The sequence below is a fragment of the Rhizobium sp. ERR 1071 genome, assembly GCF_007828675.1.
GTDB lineage: Bacteria > Pseudomonadota > Alphaproteobacteria > Rhizobiales > Rhizobiaceae > Rhizobium > Rhizobium dioscoreae.
This window is the reverse complement of the sequence record NZ_VITM01000008.1, coordinates 169569-191993: the sequence shown is the minus strand read 5'-3', so window position 1 is coordinate 191993 and position 22425 is coordinate 169569. Positions and strand designations below refer to the sequence as shown.

The following is a 22425-nucleotide window of genomic DNA, read 5'->3' as shown; positions in this document are numbered from 1 at the left end:
GATATGGGCCTTAGCCCTCCAGCTCCTCGCGCAGCATTTCGAGCTCCAGCCATTCTTCTTCCATCCTGGTCAGGCTTTCGCGCAGCTTTTCCATCTCCGCAGCAAGGCGGTTGAAGGTTGCCGGATCCTTGGAAAAGAGGTTCGGATCGGCCATTTTCTTCTCGCGAGCAGCAATCTCGGCCTCCGCCTTGGCCATTTCCTTCGGCAGGTTTTCGAGCGCGAATTTCTGCTTGTAGGAAAGCTTGCCCTTGCCCTTCGAAGCCTCGGAAGCCGACGCCGAAGCTTCGGCCGACTTCGGCTTTTCGGCCGCCTTTTCAGCCCGCCTGCGTTCCTCGATAGCGCCCTTCCGCTGGGCAAGCATGTCGGAATAGCCGCCGGCATATTCGATCCAGCGGCCGTCCGGATCTTCGGGATCGGCGGGCGCAATCGTCGAGGTCACGGTACGGTCGAGGAAATCACGATCGTGGCTGACGAGGATGACCGTGCCGGCAAAGCCGGACACGATTTCCTGCAGCAGGTCGAGCGTCTCGATATCGAGATCGTTCGTCGGTTCGTCGAGGATCAGGAGATTGGTGGGCCGCGACAGGATGCGCGCCAGCATCAGCCGGGCGCGCTCGCCGCCGGAGAGGTTCTTGATCGGCGTGCGCGCCTGTTCGGGCTGGAAGAGGAATTCCTTCATATAGCCGGTCACATGCCGCTGCTCGCCATTGACGAGCAGGTTCTCGCCGCGGCCATCGGTCAGATAGTTGGCGAGCGTATCTTCCGGGTTCAGCTCCTCGCGCTTCTGGTCGAGCGTCGCGATCTCCAGATTGGTGCCGAGCTTCACCGTGCCGCTATCAGGCTCCAGCTGACCCGTCAGCATCTTCAGAAGCGTCGTCTTGCCCGCGCCGTTCGGGCCGACGAGACCGATGCAATCGCCGCGATGCACACGGATCGAAAAGGGCGCGACGATGACCCGCTCATTATAAGACTTGGTGATCTTGTCGGCCTCAATCACCAGCTTGCCGCTTTCCTGCGCATCGGCGGCCGATGCCTGCACCGTTCCCTGCGGCCCCTTATGGCCGCGATAGCGCGAACGCATGTCCTGAAGCTCGCCGAGGCGGCGCATGTTGCGCTTGCGCCGCGCCGTCACGCCGTAGCGCAGCCAGTGCTCCTCGCGCTCGATCTGTTTGCCGAGCTTGTGCTGCTCCAGCTCCTCGGCTTCCAGCACCTGATCGCGCCAGGCCTCGAAATGGGCAAATCCCTTATCCAGCCGGCGCGAGGTGCCGCGGTCCAGCCAAACGGTCGCGGTCGACACTTTTTCAAGGAAGCGACGGTCGTGCGAGATCAGCACGAGTGCGCTGCGGCTCTTCTGCAGTTCGCCTTCCAGCCACTCGATGGTCGGCAGGTCGAGATGGTTCGTCGGCTCGTCGAGCAGCAGGATATCCGGCTCCGGCGCCAGAACACGGGCAAGCGCTGCACGGCGTGCTTCCCCGCCGGAAAGATTCTTCGGATCCTCTTCGCCGGTCAGACCAAGATGAGAGAGCAGATAGGTGACGCGATAGGGATCATCACCAGGCCCGAGGCCGGCTTCGGCATAGGCGGCAACCGTCTTGTAACCGGCAAAATCCGGTGCCTGCTCGAGATAGCGCACGGTCGATGACGGATGACGGAAGACTTCGCCCGATTGCGCCTCGACAAGACCAGCGGCGATCTTCAGGAGCGTCGACTTGCCGGAACCATTGCGTCCGACAAGGCAGATCTTGTCACCCGGCTCCACCTGCAGGTCGGCACCGGCGAGCAATGGCGCACCGCCAAAGCTCAGGAAGATGTCGTCGAGTTTCAGAATGGGAGGGGCCAAGATCAGACTCCGGAAAGGTCATAAGGGCGGGCAAGAACGATGGCCCTGCCGCTGCCGAGCGAGAAGCGCACGTCGCCTTCCGCCACATTGGAAATGGTGCGCGACGCGCCGAAGGGCAAATGAAAATCGTGCAAGGGGTAACGGGCATTCTCGATGAAGAGACCTGTCAGGTCGCTGAATCCGAGGACCGAAAACAGCGAGCCAGCCGGCAGCGCCAGCGTGAGTTCACCCGGCGGAAGCGGCACCGCCTCCTCGTCACCGGAGGTCAGGAAGATATCGAAGCCCTTTTCGGCCAGATGCACGCCGTAAAGCAGGTGCTGGATCGCGTGATCCGACCGCTCGCCGCCCATGGCACCGGCAAGGATCAGCCTCGTGGCACCGCGATCGATCGCTTCCGAAACGGCGATCTCGCCATCAGTCGCTGCCTTCGCCGCCGGATAGGGTTGCCTTGGAACATTCGGAAAGGCCCCCTGCAGATCGGCAGGCGTGGAATCGAAATCGCCGACCCACAGCTCCGGCTCCGCCCCGAGCGCGAGCGCATGGCGCATGCCGCCATCGGCCGCGATGAAACGGCTGCCGGAAACCGCATCGCGCAATCGCTCCGTCAGGCGAAGCTCGCCGCCAAGCAGGATGGTGAAGGTGGTGGACTGGCTCATGAGGCAAGCCCATAGCGCAAAGTCGTATCCCTAGGGAAGAGCGCCATGCTCAAGAACAACCGCGACAACCGCTCAGTCGTCCGTTTCCTTGATGCGCGCCTGGAAAACCCGCTCGTAGCCGCTGACGTAGCGGTCGAACAGCAGCGAGAAATTCTCGATTTCCTCCGGCGTCCAATCGGCGAAGATGCTGCCGATGACGGAATATTTCTGCGCCTGGATCTCCGACAGCAATCGCTGCCCGAGCGCGGTCAACACCACCACGATGCGCCGCGCATCCGCCTGCGACGCCTTGCGTCGCAACACGCCGCGCGTCACCATGTCGGCAACGATGCGGCTCGCCCGCGACGGATCGATCCGCAGCATCTCGGCAATCGTGCCGACGGTGACTTCGCCCGTCTCTTCCGCCCGCCGCACAACATCGAGCACGTCAAGATGAGACAGCTCGAGTCCCGGCGCGACGCTCTGAATGGCAAGCCTGCCGATCATGCGGCGACCTGTCAGTAGGCGCATGCGCGTCATCGCATGGCCGATACGCAGGAGATTCTCGTCGTCGGTCAGAGCCTGGGCTTCAATTTCACGTGTATTCGTCGCAGATGTCATCTTTCCACCATATCAGAGGCGGTAAAGAAATAAAACATGCAAACAGCATTCACCTGTTGTTGACATTTATATGCTAATGGCACATATATCTCAACTGTGAAAACCGGGCGTCCCGCGCATTCGATCGACCGCGCAACGTTTCGGCCAAGTTCGGATTTCCTGCCCCATGGACATGCAGACAAGCTTCACGCCGCTCGTGGCGGATCATAAGCGGCGGCTTATTCTTTTCCTGTTTCTGATGACCGCCATGTTCATGGCAACTCTGGATAACCAGATCGTCTCGACGGCACTGCCGACGATCGTCGGCGAATTCGGGCATCTGGAGCGCTTCGGCTGGATCGGATCAGCCTATCTTCTTTCGCTCTCCGCCGTCATGCCCGTCTACGGCAAGCTCGGCGATCTCTTCGGCCGCAAATATGTGATGATGACGGCGATCGCGATCTTCACGATCGGCTCCGCCGTCTGCGGCCTGGCCGTCTCGATGGATACGCTGATCGCCGCCCGCGTCCTTCAAGGCTTCGGCGGCGGCGGCATCATGGTCTCGATCTTCGCTGTCAACGCCGATCTTTTCGAGCCGCGGGAACGCGCTCGCTACCAGAGTTACTCGAGCCTGGTGCTCATGGCTTCCGGCGCCATCGGCCCGGTTCTCGGCGGCACGATGAGCGATCTCTTCGGCTGGCGTTCGATCTTCCTCGTCAACGTCCCGATCGGCTTTATCGTGCTGGCCGGCCTTGCTACCATGCTTCCCTATCGCAAACCGGCCCGACGCCCGAAGATCGACTATGCCGGCGCAATCGTTCTTGCGCTGACGACGACGAGCATCGTGCTTGCCGCCGACGGCAGCGAACTCTTCGGATCTCTGCTGTCGCCGCAGTGCCTCGGTATCATCGCCTTCGGCGTGATCTGCGCTATCGCCTGGGTCTTCATCGAGCGTCGCGCACCGGAGCCCATCGTGCCGATGACGTTGTTCCGTAACCCGACATTCGGCCTTCTGCTGATCATTTCGATCACAAGCGGCGCCGTGGCCATCGGCATGGTCAACTATTTTGCGCTCTTCCTGCAGACGACGACGGGCCTTTCGCCATCGATGGCCGGGCTGCTGTTCATTCTCCTGACCGGCGGCATCGTCTGCGGCTCACTATCGGCCGGCCGGCTAATTGCCGCGAGAGGGCGCTACAAGCCCTTCGCCGTCGCGAGTGCTGCCTGCAGCGCCATCGCGTTCGGCTCACTTGCCTTCCTGCCTGCCGGTACGCCCATCGTCATCATCGGCGGCCTGATGCTGCTGCACGGCATCGGCATCGGCCTTGCGCAGCAGGTGCCCGTCATCGGCGTGCAGAATGCAGCGGCTTCCCGTGACGTCGGCGCGGCAACGGGTGCCGTCACGCTCTCGCGCATGGGCGGCGCCTCCATCGCCATCTCCATCTACGGCGCCATCATCGCCGCCAAACTCGGCAATGTTGGTATCTCCATATCAGGCGTATCCGATATCGAGCAGCTGACGCCGAAGATGATGGCGGCTTTGCCGGAAGCAACCCGCGAGGCGGTCGCCAATGCCTATGCGAGCGCCTTCAGCCCGCTGTTCGTGACCGCCGCCGGCATCTGCCTTCTCGGCCTTTTGACCGCGCTGATGCTGAAGAACGTGCAGCTTCCGGGGGCGACGAAGAAATTCGAAAGCCCGGCGGTCGCGGAGGCTGCCGAGTAAATCCTCCATGCTGCAATCGGCAAGGGCATCATTTCCCTTGTCATCCCTTCGTCACAAGGCTAAATCTGCCGACGCTCTAACGGGGTGCCTTATGTCCTTCGGACATTTCGGCTGAGAGGCTTTCACCGGCCAACCCGCGGAACCTGATCCGGCTAACACCGGCGGAGGGATTAGACGCGTGACGAAATCATAGCGCCCTTTTCCCCTTCAAGACGAAACCAAAAAGGAGGCGCTGTCATGCAACACCGTTCGCTATTGTCATTCTTCGCAGGCCTGGCCTTTGCCGCCGGAACGTCGTTTTTTGCTGCCCAGACGGCCGAAGCAGCCGACAAGACGCTGACCATCTACACCTATGAAAGCTTCACCGCCGACTGGGGGCCGGGCGCCAAGGTCAAGGCCGCTTTCGAGAAGACCTGCGGCTGCACGGTCAATTATGTCGCCGTCACCGATGGCGTGGCGCTTCTCTCCCGCCTGAAGCTGGAAGGGACGGGCACCAAGGCCGATGTCGTTCTCGGCCTCGATACCAATCTCATCGATGAAGCGAAGGATACCGGCCTCTTCGATGCCAGCGGCGTCGACACCTCGGCCCTCAAGATTCCCGGCGGTTTCAAGGACGATGTTTTCGTGCCCTACGACTACGGCCATTTCGCCGTGATCTATGACAGCCAGACGGTCAAGAATCCCCCCAAGAGCATGAAGGATCTCGTCGAAGGCGATCCCAATCAGAAGATCGTCATCGAGGACCCGCGCACCTCGACGCCGGGTCTCGGTCTGCTGCTCTGGGTCAAGTCGATCTACGGCGACAAGGCCGCCGATGCCTGGACAAAGCTCAAGGGCCGCATCCTGACTGTCACCCCCGGCTGGTCGGAAGCCTATGACCTCTTCACAAAGGGCGAAGCGCCGATGGTGCTCTCCTATACGACGTCGCCTGCCTATCATATGATAGAGGACAAGACCGACCGCTATCAGGCAGCCGACTTCTCGGAAGGGCATTACATCCAGATCGAGGTCGCCGGCCTCATCAAGTCCTCGCCGAACAAGGAGCTTGCGCGCGACTTCCTCAAATTCATGATCTCCACGGGCTTCCAGGACATCATCCCGACAAGCAATTGGATGATGCCGGTTTCAGCCACTTCGGAGCCGCTGCCGGACGCCTTCAACAAGCTCGTGGTGCCCTCGAAGACCTTCCTGATGAGCCCCGCCGATGTCGACAAGAACCGCAAGGCCTGGATCGACGAATGGCTGGCCGCCACCAGCGGCAACTGATGCCTTGACGATACTCACGGCACCAGAGCGAAGACGCGCCATTTCCGGCGGGGCAGTCAGCCTCGCCGGCATCGTGCTCTTCGTCGGGATCGCCGTGCTCGTTCTGCTCGCCGCCGGCATCGACTCCGGCGGCACCAATCCGCTGGCAGATCCCTACTTGCTGCGCGTCCTGCGCTTCACGCTGCTGCAGGCGGTGCTCTCGACGCTGCTTTCCGTTGTACTCGCTATTCCGGTCGCGCGCGCATTGGCGCGCCAGCCGCGCTTTCCCGGCCGCCTTTGGCTCATCCGGCTGATGGCCGTGCCGATGGGCCTGCCCGTACTGATCGGCGCGCTCGGCCTGCTCGGCATATGGGGCCGGCAAGGTCTGCTCAATCAGGCCCTCGCAACTCTCGGCCTGTCGCATCCTATCAGCATCTACGGTCTTGCCGGCATCCTACTTGCGCATGTCTTCTTCAACATGCCGCTCGCCAGCAGGCTGATGCTTGCCGGGCTGGAACGTGTTCCCGCGGAATATTGGCTTGTGGCCGGCGGACTCGGCATGCGGCCCGCCTCGGTCTTCCGATTCATCGAATGGCCCGTCCTGCGTGGCCTCATTCCCGGCATCGCTGGCCTGATCTTCATGCTCTGCGCCACTAGCTTCACACTGGTCCTGATCCTCGGCGGCGGTCCGGCTGCGACAACGCTGGAAGTGGCGATCTATCAGGCGCTGCGCTTCGATTTCGATCCCGGCCGCGCCGTCATGCTGTCGCTTCTGCAAATCGTCGTCACTCTCGTCATCCTCGGCGCCATGTCATTGTTTCGTGCCCCTGACGATCATGGCCTCACCAGCGGCCGCGCCCTGCGGCGCATCGATGGGCAGGCGCCTGCCCGTCGATGGATCGATGCCGCTCTGTTGTCGGCGGCCACGCTCTTTCTCGGCCTGCCGCTCGCCTCGGTCGTCGTTACCGGCGTTGAGGCGAACCTCTTCAGGCTCGCCGGCCAGCCGATCTTTCTGCAGGCGGCTGCCACCAGCCTGGCGATTGCGCTCGTCGCCGGGCTCCTGGCCGTCCTGACATCCTTTGGGATCATCCGAGCCCGAACGGTGATATCGGCGGATCGCCGCAAGACCTTCGGCCTCCGCGGCCTGGCAATCGTGCTGAGCGGAAGCTCTTCCCTCATCCTGCTGGTCCCACCCATCGTGCTGGCGACCGGCTGGTTTCTGGCACTCCGGCCCTTGGGCGACCCGAGCCGCTTTGCGGCCATTCTGATCGTCGTCATCAACGCGCTGATGGCGCTGCCCTTCGTCATCCGTGTCATCGAGCCAGCCTATGCGGTCCATGTCCGTCGCACCGAACGTCTGGCGGCAAGCCTCGGCCTTCACGGCATTTCCCGCCTTCGCCTCATCGATTGGCCCGGCCTGCGCAAGCCGCTCTTCACGGCACTTTCCTTCGCCATGGCGCTGTCGCTGGGCGATCTTGGCGCGGTTGCCCTCTTCGGCTCGGACAGCCTGATGACCTTGCCCTGGCTGGTCTATAGCAAGCTCGGCAGCTACCGCACCAATGATGCCGATGGATATGCCTTGATCCTTGGCCTGGTATGTCTTCTCCTGACCATTGCCGGCACGGCCGGCCAGGGTGCACGCGATGACGAAAGCAGACGACATGGCTGACGGCCGCGACATGAAGGAACAGGGCATTGCCATGGCCGGTGTCGAGCTGCGCCTCGGCACCCATGATTTCCGCTTCGACTGTGATTTGCCACAGGGCAAGATCATCGCCGTCGCCGGCCCGTCGGGATCAGGAAAATCGACCTTCCTCAATTTGCTAGCCGGCTTCGAACCGCCGGATCGAGGCCGCGTTCTGCTTGCCGGACAGGACGTAACCGGCCTGCATCCCGCTGAACGGCCCGTGTCGCTCGTCTTCCAGGACAACAACCTCTTTGCTCATCTCGACCTCTTCACCAATATCGGTCTCGGCATCAGCCCATCGCTGAGGCTCTCGGCGCAGGACCGGCAAAGGGTTTCGCAAGCCCTGGCGCGCGTCGGCTTGCCCGGCTTCGAGACGCGCAAGCCGGGGACACTCTCCGGCGGCGAACGCCAGCGCGCCGCCTTCGCGCGGGCGCTCGTGCGCGACAAGCCGATCCTTTTGCTCGACGAACCCTTCGCCGCCCTCGATCCCGGCCTGCGCTCCGGCATGGTCGAACTCCTGAAAACCCTGCATCGCGAAACCGGCAATACGGTGCTGATCGTCTCGCATGATCCGGCCGAAGTGCGGCGCCTTGCCGACCACGCCGTCTTCATCGATGGCGGCGCCATCAAGCTCGCCGCTCCCATCGGGACCTTCCTGAAGACGGACGGCATTCCGGCACTGACCACATTTCTGCAACATTGATTGCGTCGCAGCATCTTGCCGCCGGTTTTGCCTTAATTTCGTCGCGGCAAGCGGCTGAAAGTCCTGGGGAATGCTTGCTAAAATACAACGCCGCCACATTTAAACGGAGTCTCGCTATGCAACCGGTGCCAAAATCGGCTACAGCAAGGGGTGGAGACCGTCCGGGTAAATGCGGATCGATGGGGGCGGAAGTAACCTTTGTCGGCGCACGACGATGATCGGCCCGGTAAGGATCAACCGGATTTGGCGCCGAACCGGCATGACAGCGAAATGAGTAGGATGCAGGTCCTGAAGCAGAGCAAGCGAGCACAACGAAGGATCGATGCGACCGTCGCAGCCCGTTTGCGCCGCTTTGTCCCCGTCCTTACGGCCGCGGCGATGTTGAACGGCTGCCAGACGGTGCTGGATCAATCCTACCAGCCGAGCGTTTCTCCCTCCGCCAATCCGCAGATCGTCTCCGAAGTCCAGAAGAACGACCCGCGCGCGCAGATGGGCGCTCGCGAGCATCCGCGGATCCTCGCAAGCTATGGCGGCGAATATAAGGACGCCAAGACCGAGCGGCTCGTCGCCCGCATCGCCGGCGCCTTGACCAGCGTGTCGGAAAATCCGCAGCAGTCCTACCGCATCACCATTCTCAATTCTCCCTCGATCAACGCCTTCGCGCTGCCGGGCGGCTATCTCTATGTCACGCGCGGCCTGTTGGCGCTCGCCAACGACGCTTCAGAAGTTGCTGCCGTGCTGGCGCATGAAATGGCGCACGTCACCGCCAACCACGGCATCGAAAGGCAGAAGCGCGAGGAGGCCGAAGTCATCGCTAGCCGCGTCGTTTCGGAAGTCCTGTCGAGCGATCTGGCCGGCAAGCAGGCGCTTGCCCGCGGCAAGCTGCGCCTTGCCGCCTTCTCGCGCCAGCAGGAGCTGCAGGCCGACGAGATCGGCATCCGCACGCTCGGCCAAGCCGGCTATGATCCTTATGCCGCCGCTCGCTTCCTGAACGCGATGGAAGACTACAGCCGCTTCATGTCGGCCAATTCCGACGTCGACCAGAGCCTGGACTTCCTTTCGAGCCACCCGAGCACGCCGCAGCGGATCGATCTTGCCAAGGCGCATGCCCGCGAATTCGGCGAGGAAGGCAAGGTCGGCGACATCGGCCGCGATTATTACCTGAACGGCATCGATGGGCTGCTCTATGGCGACAGCCCCGAGGAAGGCTATGTGCGCGGCCAGACCTTCCTGCATGGCGGCCTCGGCATCCGCTTCGACGTGCCGCCCGACTTCCGCATCGACAACAAGGTTGAAGCCGTCATGGCGACTGGCCCGGGCGATATCGCCATCCGTTTCGATGGCGTTGCCGATACCCAAAACCAGAATCTGACGAACTATATTTCCAGCGGCTGGGTCACGGGCCTCGATCCCAATTCGATTCAGTCGATCACCGTTAATGGCATGCCGGCCGCGACAGCGCGCGCCTCCGCCGATCGCTGGGATTTCGATGTCACGGTGATCCGCGATCGCACGCAAATCTTCCGTTTCCTGACGGCAGTGCCGAAAGGAAATATCGCCCAGCTCGATCAGACCGCAAATGTCCTGCGCGCGAGCTTCCGGCATATGACGCCGGAGGAGGCGGCCTCGCTGAAGCCGCTGCGCGTGCGTGTCGTCACCGTCAAGCCTGGCGACACCATCACCACGCTCGCTGCCCGCATGATGGGCACCGATCGCAAGCTCGACCTGTTCAAACTGATCAATGCCCTACCAACCGGGGCGACGATTGCGCCGGGCGATAGGGTCAAAATTATCTCGGAATAGATCGCTCCCAGCCGGGAGAAGATCTGCCTCAGGCGTAGCTTGCCATGCGCGGGTCCGCATCGACAAGCGCATTGCGGAGCTTGTCCAGGGCGCGGCTTTCGATCTGCCGCACGCGCTCCTTGGAAATACCGAGATCGGCCCCGAGTTCTTCCAGCGTTGCGCCATCTTCGACAAGACGACGCGCCCGGATGATCTTCATCTCGCGCTCGTTGAGATGCTTCAGAGCCGATGCCAGCCAGATGCGACGGCGTTCGCCATCGATCATGTCGGAGACCTGCTCGTCGGGAAGCGGTTCGTCGCTGATGAGAAAATCAATGCGTTCGGCGCTTTCGGAATCGCCGGCAATCGAAGGCGCCTGCAGCGAGGTGTCGCTACTGGAAAGGCGCGCATCCATCGTCTGCACGTCGGCGAGGCTGACGCCAAGCGTGACGGCGATTTCCTCGTGGATGGACTGGACGGTGACGCTGGAATTGCTGCGGGCAAGCTTGGCGCGCAAACGGCGCAGATTGAAGAACAGTGCCTTCTGGGCGGAACTCGTGCCGCCGCGTACGATCGACCAATTGCGCAGGATATAGTCCTGGATCGAAGCGCGGATCCACCAGCTTGCATAGGTAGAGAACCGAACCTCCCGTTCCGGTTCGAAGCGGGCTGCCGCTTCCAGCAAGCCGACATAGCCCTCCTGCACTAGATCGCTCATCGGCAATCCGAAATTACGAAATTTCCCCGCCATGGAAATGACGAGGCGCATATGAGCGGTTGCGATCTGATTGCGGGCACCACGATCCTCGTGATCCTTCCAGCGAATAGCGAGATCGTGTTCTTCGTCGCGATCGAGATAGGGAGCAGCCATCGCAACTTTGATCATGCGCCGATCTGCAGACATATTCGTCATATGCATCTCCTAGGTTCGGCCTCAAATCGTCTCTATGCCGCGGTCGACGAAAAGGGCAGCAAGCATCGCTTCCGAACATCGCTGTTCGGATGGAAATCAATGAATGAAATTGCGAATTGGAAACCGATATCCGGCTGGCCGGATTATCGATGACTAGTCTAGTTCGATCTCATCGAACGGGTCTGACGATTGAAGCATCTTCAGATCGCCGGGGAGCTTCGAGTGAAAACGCATAGGCCGGTCCTCGTGAATGTCTACAATACGGCCTGTATGGAACCCCCTCTCCACAGGAGAGTACCCACACCGACCGCCAACACGAGGCTTAAACGCGGCAGAACGGAAAAGGTTCCAAAGAAAAAAACCCGGCACGAAGGCCGGGTTTTTGAAGCAATGGTGGCGTCTTGGCCTTATGCGGCTTCGTCCTGCGAGTCGTCGTCGTCGACGACCTTGCCGCGCTTCGGGCCCTTGTTCAGATTGGTCTCGACAAGGCGAACGGCTTCGGTTTCCGACATCTTGTTGACGGCCGCGATTTCGCGCGCCATGCGATCAAGAGCAGCTTCGTAAAGCTGGCGCTCCGAATAAGATTGCTCCGGCTGGTTCTCGGCACGATAGAGATCGCGAACAACCTCCGCAATCGAGATCAGATCGCCGGAATTGATCTTGGCATCGTATTCCTGCGCGCGGCGCGACCACATGGTGCGCTTTACGCGGGCCTTGCCCTGCACGACCTTCAATGCACGCTCGACGAAATCCGTCTCGGAAAGCTTGCGCATGCCGATGCTCATGGCCTTGGCCACCGGCACCTTCAGGCGCATCTTGTCTTTCTCGAAGTCGATTACGAACAGCTCGAGCTTCATGCCTGCGACTTCTTGTTCTTCGATCGCAGTGATCGTACCGACGCCATGGGCCGGATAAACGATCGCTTCACCAGTCTTGAAGCCGTGGCGTGCTGCTGAAGGTTTTTTCTGCTGGGTCGTCATTCTTTTCAAAAACTCCCTGTTACGCGCCCCGTTAGGGCCGGGGTGCCGGGTCAGTCAGGCCCGGATGAGACGGACGTACCGTCGGGTCACTTCATCCTGGTCCAGCCAGACTTATGCAAACAGAAACCCATCCATCGCGATCCGGGACCCGACAACACAATACGTTGATATGTCAAGGAAACCGCGTACGGATTGGTGATTTGCTTTCGTGATGGTTTTGGGCATGCGAAATGCCGCAGTGGATCAGTATGAGGAACCTATCACAAAAATCTGAGGAAATCAATAATTTGCTGCACGCGCGCCAAAATGGCCACGTTGACCGACCAGCGGCCCAACGGCAATGATTCGCTTTCTGCGATATCGACTACACCTTTATCGCTGGCCTGTCACGACCTTCGATCAGTCGCCCGCGCCGGGGTTGGCCGAGAAATATTTCTCGAATTTACCCTGCTCGCCGTCCATTTCCTTGGCTTCCGGCATCGGGTCGCGCTTGACGGTGATGTTCGGCCAGATGGCGGCGTATTCCGCATTGACCTTCAGCCACTTGTCGAGACCCGGCTCCGTATCGGGCTTGATCGCCTCGGCAGGACATTCCGGCTCGCAGACACCGCAATCGATGCATTCGTCGGGATGGATGACGAGAAAGTTCTCGCCTTCGTAGAAGCAGTCGACGGGGCAGACTTCCACGCAGTCGGTATATTTGCAGCGGATGCAATTGTCGGTCACGACATATGTCATGAAGCACTCCAGGAATGTCTCTAGTTCCCGCGGATGCGCAACCTGGAACGTCGCACCTCTCCGCGGAGCCGAACGGGCACACGAATGCGTCACGCACAAACGCGCCGTCCGGCGGGTTACCGGCAGGTTGATCGTGAGGTATCCACTTTGCCAGCCAATTTCAAGGACAAACAATCTTGAAAACCGCCTGCGACAGGCAGAGTTTTCTAATCGTCGTCGGCGGTGAGGCGGTCGATTGCGCGCCGATCTCGTTTCGTGGGTCTGCCGCTGCCCGGTGCGCGCAACGCCTGCTCGAACGGGGTGAGACGTTTTGTCTCATCCGGCGGCGGCGTCAGATCTTCGTAAAGCAGCCTGGCTTCCTCGAATGGCCCCCTGCGTTCGCCGGACGCCCGCACGATCAACACAATATCGCGACGCTCCAGCGAGAGCTCGATCCGATCGCCTGCCTTGACGCCGAAGCTCGATTGGGCGATCCGCTCGCCATTCACCCTGACACTGCCGTTTTGCACATAGAGCTGGGCCAGCGAACGGGATTTCACCATGCGGGCAAAGAACAGCCATTTGTCGATGCGCTGGCGCGAACCGGAAAATGGCTGTTTCTCGTCCGTCATGGCCTATTTCTTCATCTGCTCCTTGAGGGCAGCGAGCTTGGCGAAAGGAGAATCCGGATCGATCGGCTTTTCCTTGCGCGGCGGCTTGGCCTCGAAGCGCAGCGGCTGCGACGCGCCGCGATTGTTGCGATCATTCCGGTCGCCGCGCTCCTGACGATCGCCCCGTTCGCCACGGTTGCCCTGATGCTGCGGACGGCCACCTTCGCGATTGCCGCGCGGACCCTTATCGCCGCCACGAGCTTCACGATTGTCGCGTCCGTCGCGACGATCACGACCGCCTTCGCGACTTCCTTCACCGGCGGCTTGCTCGCCGCCACGGCGATTGCCCTGGTGACCACGCCCCTCGCCCTGCGGGCCGCGGCGATCGCCATGGCCGCGACCACCCTGGCGCTGCTGATGGTCATTGCGACCACCCAGACGCCAAAGCAGAACCGGCTTGGGCTCGGCTGCTTCCGCGGCAACTGCACCAGCTTCGGTAACCTCGGTAGACTCAGTCGCTACGGCAACCGGTTCAGCCGAGACATCCGCAGCCGGAGCTGCTTCCTGGGTGACAGCTTCCGTTTCCTTAGCCGGCTCGTCGCTCGAAGCATCGGCATCGTCATGGTCGGCTTTTTCAGTAACGGCATCTGCGGCCGGCGCCGCTGGTGCCGCAGCCGCATCCTGCTGGGCGAGGAAGGCCGCGGCCTCCTCCGCCCTGACCGCATCGGCGCGATAACCGAGACCCTTGAGAATTTCCTCCATGTCCTCAAGCGTCGCGCCGAGAATGGAGAGCATCGCGGTCGTCGTCGTGAAGCGACGGCCGTCATAGGCGCCGTCGGGGCGCGAAGCCTGGCCAGGCTTCCACTGCAGCAGCGGACGAATGAGGTCCGCCAAGCGCTCCAGAATGTCGATACGCACCGCGCGCTTGCCGAGGAACCGGAAGCCTGCAAGCTTGTAGAATGTGCGCTCATATCCAGGATCGGTAACGACCGAGGTACGGCCGGCAGCTAGAACCGGAATCAGATCGCCATAGCCGGGCTTGTCCAGGCCGTCATTCTTCAGTGCCCAGAGCAGCGTAATGAGCTCGGCCGGAGCGGGTTTCAGAAGGGCGGGCACGAAAATATGGTAGGCGCCGAAGCGAACGCCGTAGCGGCGCATCGAGGCACGCCCGTCCTGATCCAGCGACTTCACTTCCTCAGTGACATCCCGGCGGAACAGAACGCCGAGATTCTCCACCAGCTGGAAGGCCAGTCCCTTGGCAAGGCCCTGCAGATCTTCGGCGCGCTGGAGATCGTCCAGCGGCTTCAGGACGGTGCTGATGTGGTGATTCACGAAGCGTTCAATACGAGCGGCGACATGATCGCGCGCATTGCCGGTCAGCTGCTCGTCGGCGAGCAGGATGACGCGCGGACGCATGACATGATCGCTGCCTGACAGGCGCGCGACGGGATCGCCGAGCCAGCGCACGAGGCCATCGGCACTGATCGCGAGATCGCCGTTACCGGCCGCATGCAGACGTGCGGCACGTGCCTCGAATTCCAGCGCCAGCGCCTTTTGCGAGGCCGTCTGGACAGCCTTGGCATCAGGCCCTTCGGTCCCTGCGATAGGCGTGAACCGGAATCCGGTCAACTGTCCCACATGATGTCCCTCAACGAAGACATCTCCATTCACACTGATTTCAGCTTCCAGCATCGCATTCTCTCTCAGGCGCTTCATGAGCACAGATGTCCTGCGATCAACAAAGCGTTTCGTCAACCTCTCATGTAACGCGTCGGACAATCGATCTTCGATTTCCCGCGTCTTTTCTTGCCAGTGTGTCGGATCGGCAAGCCAGCCAGGCCGGTTCGACACATAGGTCCAAGTCCTTATCTGCGCGATTCGCGCCGAAAGCGTGTCGATCTCGCCGTCCGTCCGATCGGCGCGATGCACCTGTTCGGCCAGAAAATCCTCTTTCACCGTGCCATAGCGCACGAGATCGGAAAAGAGGGCGGCAATGAGATCGGCGTGCTGGGCAGGCGTGATGCGCCGATAGTCGGGAAGCGCACAGGCCTCCCACAATTTCTCAACCCGAGCCGGGTTGCTGGCAAGATCGACTATCTCCAGATCGCGTGACAGATATTCCAACGCCTGCTGGTCTACCGCAGGCAGCGCCCGCGTCAAGCCCTGCACGCGAGGCGCGTCTTCCAAACTTGCACGCAACGCCGCGATCGAAGCGAAATCCAGATCCTTGCTGCGCCATTGCAGCACCTTGACCATATCGAATTCGTGTCCCTCGATCCGGCGCACCAGCTCGTCATCGAACGGGTCCACCTGCCCCGTCACCCCGAAAGTGCCATCCTTAAGGTGACGGCCGGCACGACCTGCGATCTGGCCAAGCTCGGCCGGATTGAGGTTGCGGAACTGATAGCCGTCGAACTTGCGGTCCTGGGCGAAGGCGACATGATCGACATCGAGGTTGAGCCCCATGCCGATCGCATCTGTCGCAACCAGATATTCGACATCACCTTCCTGATAGAGGGCCACCTGCGCATTGCGGGTACGTGGACTGAGCGCCCCGAGAACGACGGCCGCGCCACCGCGCTGGCGGCGGATAAGCTCGGCGATCGCATAGACCTCGTCGGCGGAAAAGGCGACGATCGCCGTGCGCTGCGGCAGGCGCGTGATCTTCTTCTGCCCGGCGTAGAAGAGATGCGACAGCCTGGGCCGTTCGAGAACCGTAATTCCTGGCAGAAGCTGTTCGAGAATCGGCCGCATGGTGCCGGCACCAAGCAGCAGGGTTTCATCGCGGCCGCGCAGATGCAGGATACGGTCGGTGAAGATATGCCCGCGCTCTAGGTCACCGGCAAGCTGCACCTCGTCAATGGCGACGAAGGAAGCGCGCGTCTCGCGCGGCATGGCCTCGACGGTGCAGACCGAATAGCGCGCATTGGGTGGCGATATTTTTTCCTCGCCGGTCACGAGCGCGACATTGTGTGCCCCGACCTTTTCGACGACGCGCGTATAGACCTCGCGGGCAAGCAGCCGCAGCGGCAGGCCGATCACGCCGCTGCCGTGTGCCACCATGCGCTCGATAGCATAATGGGTTTTGCCGGTATTGGTTGGTCCGAGCACCGCGGTTACGCCGCGTCCGCTCAGGATCATGGGCTGCGAAGTCTGAGTCATAGGTCCGTGCATGGGCGAGAAACTACCGTCTTCCGATCAGCATGTTCCTCCTGGAGGAAACGAACAGATGACGACCATATGTGACAAAGGCAAGACCCGAATGAAAAAACAGATACGACAACAACCGATTTCATATTTGATCGCCTCAACCATAAGCTACATTTCGGCTGCATCCCATGCGAGTCCCGGCGATTCCGGAACAGCTTGAGAACGAATCGGAGACGAATCGCTGACTCCACTGCGTTCCTTATTTGTTCACGACTACATATGGATTTCAATGAAAAGATTCACACCAAATGCTGAATCTTGTTTACGCAACTTTTCCAGCGCAAAAGGAGTCAAGCGGAGAATGCCCAGCCAGCGAAATTTCCGATCGCATTATGGTTAATGGTCTGTAAATAATGAAGTTTCGCGTGAATCAAAGGATCGCGTTAACATCCGGGCCAAAGCCGGAACGAATCGGAGACGAATCGCAGATTCCAGGCGGTTCCGTTTCTGTTCTCCACAATATTTAGTGTTTCCCGGCCGCGGACATACCGGACTCTGAATGGTTGAGACCCGAATTCCGGCCGAATCTGCGATTGTGATTAACCTTTTAACGAGCGCAGCTATAACGAATCAGCAAATACACGCAATAGCTGCAGCCATTAACACATCGATCAAAGCCGGAACGAATCGGTGACGAATCGCGGATAGAGGCAGGTATCGTATTCGTTCACGGCTACATATTGTATTTCGTCGGAACAGCATCGCGAAATAGCACTGCCATGAATAGACGAACCTCCCACAAACCTGCAGCAAATTAACCAATCGGCCGGCGAAAGCACCATCTATGCGGTTCACCTGGGCTCCACTTCGCCCTTCCGGCACCTTGATGGCGTACCTGGAGGAGGCTCGCGGTTAGCCCAAGTCCAAATAGAGAACGAATCGCCGACGAATCACAGACATCGGTCCTTTCCCGTTTCGTTCACCACAAGCCATTGTATTTTAATCATATTTTAACCATACAAACGGATCTCCCATCGCTCCGGCGACGGCGATATGACGTTGCCGCACTAACGTTTCCCTAAGGCCCAGGCTCCCGCCTACTCGCATTTTTATTTCTTAGCCGGAACAATTATCGAGCACGCAAGTTTATCTGCACAGAATTGCGGAACTCAGCCTGTTCCTGGATACGGATTTGAGCTGAAGCGCTGGAAGGATAACGTCGGATCGGAAGCGATATTGGCGGGACATTCAAGCGATCGACATGGAGGAGACACATCATGCTTGGTACGGTATTGCTTGTGATACTGATTCTGCTGCTGATCGGCGCACTACCCAGCTGGGGTTACAGCCGGGCGTGGGGGTATGGCCCATCGGGTGGTCTCGGGCTTGTTCTCGTCATTGTCCTTATTCTGTTATTGATGGGACGGATTTGATCCGCGGTTTGTTGTTCAAACCTCGCAACACCAGGGAGCTACACCATGAAGAAGATCATCCTCGCGATCGCCGTCCTCGGCGCATTGGCATCGTGCACGTCTACGGAAAAAGGCACGGCCATCGGAGCCGGTACCGGCGCGCTGATTGGCGGCGTAGCCACGCATAGCTGGGGTGGCGCCGCTGTCGGCGCAGTCGCTGGCGGTGTGGTCGGCAACCTCATCGGACGCTCGGAAGATCGTCGCGGATATTGCATCTACCGCGATCGGTATGGTCACCGTTACGAAGCTCGCTGCCGCTAAAGCCAGCATCGCCTGACCGATCGTCCTTTACGGCCGGTCAGGACGCGTTCTGGAACAAACTCACGGAACAACCGTTCCCTCAGGAAAATCGTCTTCCCGCGGCATCGCCCGGGGGAAGGTGGCAGTGTTTTGAGAAAGGAACGGCATCATGGCCGCAATCATCGCAAGCATTGCAGCACTCGTGCTCATCGGCACGACTTTCTACGCCCTCGCCAGCGCGGCAAGAGCACGCGGAAAGGAAAAGCAGCAGGGCGCACTTGAAGCCGTCGTTCTGGAATTCAAGCCACGGCAGCGACAGCAAGCAAATTCAAACCGGGGATGATTGCACGCCGGGAATGGGAACTCTTAGTCCACCCCTAGAGCCGGATGAGTCGGCCTAAATCTGAATCCGCTGTAATCCCCTGACACTTTTCGGCATCCCGCTCCATAACGGTCTGAAGCGGCTCAGCCTCTCGCAAGAGTTCCGAACCGCTCCATCTCATTACCTTTACGCAACTTCGGATGAGAAAAGCTGCCCTGCGCTTCTTCTGGAATTGCTTATACGAAGAGCTGGCCGCCATTGGCAGATATGGTCGATCCCGTGATGAAACCGGCATCGTCGCTGGCGAGGAAAACCGCGATACGGGCGATTTCCTCAGGCTCGCCGAGGCGCCCAACGGGGATCTGCGGGATGATGCGCTCGTTCAGCACTTTCTCCGGCACCGCCAGCACCATCTCAGTACCGATATAGCCAGGGCAAATCGCGTTCACGGTGATGTTCTTGGCGGCCCCTTCTTGGGCAAGCGCCTTGGTGAAGCCGAGATCCCCTGCCTTGGCGGCGGAATAGTTCGCCTGGCCCATCTGCCCCTTCTGGCCGTTGATCGAAGAGATATTGATGACGCGGCCGAAGCTGCGGTCGCGCATGCCCTGCCAGACCTGATGCGTCATGTTGAAGAGGCCGGTGAGATTGGTGTTGATGACCTCATGCCACTGCTGCGGCGTCATCTTATGGAACATGGCGTCACGGGTGATGCCGGCATTGTTGACCAGGATGTCGACATGGCCGAGATCGTGCTCGACCTTGGCAATTCCCTTGCCGCACGCCTCATAGTCGGTGACATCCCATTTGTGGACCGAGATACCCGTCACATCGTGGAAAGCCCGGGCCTTCTCGTCATTGCCGGCATAGGTTGCCGCCACCTTGTAACCCGCATTGTGCAGCGCCATCGAAATGGCGGCTCCGATGCCGCGCGTACCGCCGGTTACCAATGCCACTCTGCTCATGTGCCACTCCCCTTTTTGTTGCGGAGGCGGGACGCCCGAAGCTCGGGTAGCCCGCTCCGCTTTCACCACTTCTTCTGGAAATACCCTTCAAGACGCCTCAGAGCGTGATGCCGAAAATGTCCCGCGGTTTTCGGACGACATCTTGCTCTACTTTTTTGATTTTAAAGCGCTTCGAAGCACATGGCGACGCCCATGCCGCCGCCGATGCACAGCGTGGCAAGCCCCTTGCGGGCGCCGCGGCGCTTCATTTCGAACAGCAGCGTATTGAGGACGCGTGCGCCCGAGGCGCCGATCGGGTGGCCGATGGCGATCGCGCCGCCATTGACGTTGACAATCGACGTATCCCAGCCGAGGTCCTTGTTGACGGCGCAGGCCTGGGCGGCAAACGCCTCGTTGGCCTCGACAAGATCAAGGTCGTTGACCGACCAACCGGCCTTCTCCAACGCCTTGCGGGAGGCCGGGATCGGCCCGGTCCCCATAATCTGCGGGTCGACACCGGCTGTCGCCCAGGAGACGATGCGGGCCAGCGGCTGGATACCGCGGCGCGAGGCTTCCGCCTCGGTCATCAGCACGGCCGCTGCGGCGCCGTCGTTGAGACCGGAAGCATTGCCAGCGGTGACGGAACCCTCCTTGTCGAAGGCCGGGCGCAGCTTCGCCATGGCCTCCATCGTCGCGCCATGGCGGATATACTCATCGGCATCGACCGTGACGTCGCCCTTGCGCGTCTGGATCGTGAAAGGGACGATCTCGTCCTTGAAGCGGCCGGCCTTCTGCGCAGCTTCGGCCTTGTTCTGCGAGGCAACGGCGAACTGATCCTGCTCATCGCGGGAAAGCTGCCATTGGCGGGCGATATTTTCCGCCGTAATGCCCATGTGATAGCCGTAGAAGGCGTCCGTCAGGCCATCCTTGATCATGGTATCGATCATTTTCATGTCGCCCATCTTGGTGCCGGAGCGCAGGTTCGCGGCATGCGGCGCCATCGACATGGATTCCTGGCCGCCGGCGACGATGATCTTCGCGTCACCCGTTGCAATCTGCTGCAGGCCGAGCGCCACGGCACGCAGGCCGGAACCGCAAAGCTGGTTCACGCCCCATGCGGTCGCCTCCTGCGGAATGCCGGCTTTCATCGCGGCCTGGCGGGCAGGGTTTTGTCCTTCGCCAGCCTGAAGTACCTGGCCGAGGATCACTTCGTCGACTTCCTTGGCATCGACACCGGCGCGCTCCAGCGCACCCTTGATCGCGGCCGCGCCAAGTTCATGCGCCGGAACGGTCGCGAAAGCACCGTTGAACGAACCGACAGCGGTGCGGGCAGCGCTGGCGACGACGATGGATGAACTGCTCATGGAAGCCTCCTCACAGAATGGACACGTATATGAGGCGAAACTGTCAAAGCTTTGCTTCTGAGTCAAACAGCAAGAATTTTCATCGAGCAGATTTCACGAAGCTGTCACCGCGTTCAAAAAATCCAATCAAAGGAAAGGCCTTGCCGCATCGCACAAACCGATTGTCACCAAGCTTCTTTTGCGTCTACACTCCGGAGTGGAGGAATATTCCATACAATCAGACGGGGCCAGGAGACTGATAATGGCAAAAAATGAGGGCCAGATCGTAATCAAGAAATATGCCAATCGCCGCCTATACAATACCGGCACCAGCACCTATGTGACGCTGGACGACCTGGCGGAGATGGTGAAGAAGGGCGAGGAATTCATCGTCCAGGACGCCAAGAGCGGTGAAGATATTACGCATTCGGTCCTGACACAGATCATTTTTGAACAGGAATCGAAGACCGGCAACACGCTACTGCCGATTTCCTTCCTCCGGCAGCTGATCGGCTATTACGGCGACCAGATGCAGATGGTAGTGCCGAGCTTCCTCGAGCACTCGATGCGCGCCTTTACCGAGCAGCAGACGCAGATGCGCGAGCAGATCAATCGCGCATTCGGCGAAACGCCGCTCGGCAAGAACCTGCAACTGCCCATGCAGATGGTCGAGGAACAGGTCCGCCGCAACACCGAAATGTTCCAGCAGGCCATGCAGATGTTCTCACCCTTCATGAAGCCGCCGGCCAAGGAAAGCCGCAAGGCCGAAGCCAAGGACATCGACGAATTGAAGGAACAGCTCCGCGCCATGCAGAACAAGCTAGATAGCCTTTGATGCATGCCAACGCGCTCGTGAATTCTTGGAGAGTTTTACCCCCTGCGTCACTGACGTGACATCTCCCCCACAAGTGGGGAGATTGGTAACTTGCTGAATCCTCGCGCCTCAAGCGGATATCGAATCCGCGGAACTGCAGTTATCGGTTTGGTGAGAGCGGGCAGCATACTCCCAATAATCTCCCCCCTTTTGGGGGAGATGTCCCGAAAGGGACAGAGGGGAATATCAGAGCCGCACCATACCGCGAGGCGGCGTTTTTCCCCCCGTATAATCCACTTCAGCACCCCCGATCAAAACCAAAAAGGCCGGCGAACCGCCAGCCTTTTCATCCATGCCATTAAGGCAGCGCTAGATTATGCGCTTTCCTTCGGCGTCAGAACCTGACGGCCGCGATACATGCCGGTCTTCAGGTCGATGTGGTGCGGACGACGCAGTTCGCCGGAGTTCTTGTCTTCGACGTAGGTCGGAGCCTTCAGGGCGTCAGCAGAGCGGCGCATACCGCGCTTGGACGGGCTCGTTTTTCTCTTCGGTACAGCCATTCTCGTTACTCCATGTACGGACGAAACATGTCCACGGCCAGCAAGGCGGCCGAAACAGACATGCATCAATTTCGGAAATTGGGCGGGCTTATACATGGCTTGCCGGGCTTTGACCAGTCCCAAATAGCATTTTTTGCCGGCCGCGCC

At 60.2% G+C, this 22425-nt stretch carries 20 protein-coding genes and 1 riboswitch; of the genes, 9 read left to right on the top strand and 11 right to left on the bottom strand.

Annotated features, from left to right (window positions below):
- Positions 1-10 precede the first annotated feature (10 nt).
- The 3 genes from FBZ99_RS24585 to FBZ99_RS24575 all read right to left on the bottom strand — a co-directional run bounded on the left by FBZ99_RS24585 (position 11) and on the right by FBZ99_RS24575 (position 3096).
- Complete coding sequence (locus FBZ99_RS24585; RefSeq protein WP_145635473.1) at positions 11-1840, bottom strand: ABC-F family ATP-binding cassette domain-containing protein; 1830 nt, start codon at positions 1838-1840, stop codon at positions 11-13.
- A gap of 2 nt (positions 1841-1842) precedes the next feature.
- A complete protein-coding gene (locus FBZ99_RS24580) occupies positions 1843-2496 on the bottom strand; it encodes a thiamine diphosphokinase (protein ID WP_113352716.1) in 654 nt (217 codons plus the stop codon).
- A gap of 72 nt (positions 2497-2568) precedes the next feature.
- On the bottom strand, positions 2569-3096 hold the full coding sequence (locus FBZ99_RS24575; protein WP_113331467.1) for a MarR family winged helix-turn-helix transcriptional regulator: 528 nt from the start codon (positions 3094-3096) through the stop codon (positions 2569-2571).
- Positions 3097-3262: 166 nt separating this feature from the next.
- On the opposite strand from FBZ99_RS24575, the gene FBZ99_RS24570 reads away from it, so the two are divergent.
- From FBZ99_RS24570 to FBZ99_RS24550, 5 genes are all read left to right on the top strand, one after another.
- Positions 3263-4798, top strand: coding sequence for an MDR family MFS transporter (locus tag FBZ99_RS24570; RefSeq protein WP_113389785.1), 1536 nt, complete (start codon positions 3263-3265; stop codon positions 4796-4798).
- Positions 4799-4868: 70 nt separating this feature from the next.
- Positions 4869-4985, top strand: a riboswitch (TPP riboswitch).
- A gap of 50 nt (positions 4986-5035) precedes the next feature.
- Positions 5036-6064, top strand: a complete 1029-nt coding sequence (gene thiB / locus FBZ99_RS24565; RefSeq protein ID WP_186450348.1) for a thiamine ABC transporter substrate binding subunit — start codon at positions 5036-5038, stop codon at positions 6062-6064.
- A 10-nt stretch (positions 6065-6074) separates the two neighbouring features.
- On the top strand, positions 6075-7712 hold the full coding sequence (gene thiP, locus FBZ99_RS24560; protein ID WP_246661197.1) for a thiamine/thiamine pyrophosphate ABC transporter permease ThiP: 1638 nt from the start codon (positions 6075-6077) through the stop codon (positions 7710-7712).
- Entirely contained in the window at positions 7705-8433 is a 729-nt protein-coding gene (locus FBZ99_RS24555) for a thiamine ABC transporter ATP-binding protein (RefSeq protein ID WP_113421230.1), read from the top strand. Before thiP ends, FBZ99_RS24555 begins: the two co-directional genes overlap by 8 nt.
- Positions 8434-8811: 378 nt before the next feature.
- Positions 8812-10236 carry a M48 family metalloprotease gene (locus tag FBZ99_RS24550; protein WP_246661196.1) on the top strand — a complete coding sequence of 475 codons (1425 nt, stop codon included), beginning with the start codon at positions 8812-8814 and terminating at the stop codon, positions 10234-10236.
- Between the two features lie 28 nt (positions 10237-10264).
- On the opposite strand, the gene FBZ99_RS24545 is transcribed toward FBZ99_RS24550, so the two are convergent.
- The 5 genes from FBZ99_RS24545 to FBZ99_RS24525 form a co-directional block, all read right to left on the bottom strand.
- A complete protein-coding gene (locus FBZ99_RS24545; protein WP_113352721.1) occupies positions 10265-11128 on the bottom strand; it encodes an RNA polymerase factor sigma-32 in 864 nt (287 codons plus the stop codon).
- Positions 11129-11535: 407 nt separating this feature from the next.
- Positions 11536-12108 carry a CarD family transcriptional regulator gene (locus FBZ99_RS24540; protein WP_069611538.1) on the bottom strand — a complete coding sequence of 191 codons (573 nt, stop codon included), beginning with the start codon at positions 12106-12108 and terminating at the stop codon, positions 11536-11538.
- 399 nt (positions 12109-12507) lie between these two features.
- Positions 12508-12846 (bottom strand): ferredoxin FdxA, encoded by a 339-nt coding sequence (gene fdxA, locus FBZ99_RS24535; RefSeq protein ID WP_069611537.1) that lies wholly within the window; start codon positions 12844-12846, stop codon positions 12508-12510.
- Positions 12847-13052: 206 nt separating this feature from the next.
- Positions 13053-13457: an RNA-binding S4 domain-containing protein gene (locus tag FBZ99_RS24530; RefSeq protein ID WP_113389779.1), complete on the bottom strand. Its 405-nt coding sequence runs from the start codon at positions 13455-13457 to the stop codon at positions 13053-13055.
- Positions 13458-13460: 3 nt separating this feature from the next.
- Positions 13461-16598 (bottom strand): helicase-related protein, encoded by a 3138-nt coding sequence (locus tag FBZ99_RS24525; RefSeq protein ID WP_145635469.1) that lies wholly within the window; start codon positions 16596-16598, stop codon positions 13461-13463.
- A 1265-nt stretch (positions 16599-17863) separates the two neighbouring features.
- Here FBZ99_RS24525 and FBZ99_RS24520 point away from each other — a divergent pair.
- From FBZ99_RS24520 to FBZ99_RS33260, 3 genes are all read left to right on the top strand, one after another.
- Positions 17864-18019 (top strand): DUF3309 family protein, encoded by a 156-nt coding sequence (locus tag FBZ99_RS24520; protein ID WP_075853478.1) that lies wholly within the window; start codon positions 17864-17866, stop codon positions 18017-18019.
- Positions 18020-18064: 45 nt separating this feature from the next.
- Complete coding sequence (locus tag FBZ99_RS24515) at positions 18065-18319, top strand: YMGG-like glycine zipper-containing protein (RefSeq protein WP_113389778.1); 255 nt, start codon at positions 18065-18067, stop codon at positions 18317-18319.
- A gap of 148 nt (positions 18320-18467) precedes the next feature.
- Entirely contained in the window at positions 18468-18641 is a 174-nt protein-coding gene (locus FBZ99_RS33260) for a hypothetical protein (protein ID WP_173002557.1), read from the top strand.
- Positions 18642-18856: 215 nt separating this feature from the next.
- Here FBZ99_RS33260 and FBZ99_RS24510 read toward each other — a convergent pair whose 3' ends face one another.
- Both FBZ99_RS24510 and FBZ99_RS24505 read right to left on the bottom strand, forming a co-directional pair.
- Positions 18857-19582 (bottom strand): beta-ketoacyl-ACP reductase, encoded by a 726-nt coding sequence (locus tag FBZ99_RS24510; protein WP_069611533.1) that lies wholly within the window; start codon positions 19580-19582, stop codon positions 18857-18859.
- A 161-nt stretch (positions 19583-19743) separates the two neighbouring features.
- The gene (locus tag FBZ99_RS24505; RefSeq protein ID WP_112724156.1) at positions 19744-20925 is read right to left on the bottom strand and encodes an acetyl-CoA C-acetyltransferase; all 1182 of its coding nucleotides are present in this window, start codon (positions 20923-20925) and stop codon (positions 19744-19746) included.
- Between the two features lie 241 nt (positions 20926-21166).
- Here FBZ99_RS24505 and phaR point away from each other — a divergent pair, with 241 nt between their 5' ends.
- Entirely contained in the window at positions 21167-21739 is a 573-nt protein-coding gene (phaR, locus tag FBZ99_RS24500) for a polyhydroxyalkanoate synthesis repressor PhaR (RefSeq protein ID WP_069611531.1), read from the top strand.
- Between the two features lie 353 nt (positions 21740-22092).
- On the opposite strand, the gene rpmF is transcribed toward phaR, so the two are convergent.
- Entirely contained in the window at positions 22093-22278 is a 186-nt protein-coding gene (gene rpmF, locus FBZ99_RS24495; RefSeq protein ID WP_003543812.1) for a 50S ribosomal protein L32, read from the bottom strand.
- Positions 22279-22425: the final 147 nt, after the last annotated feature.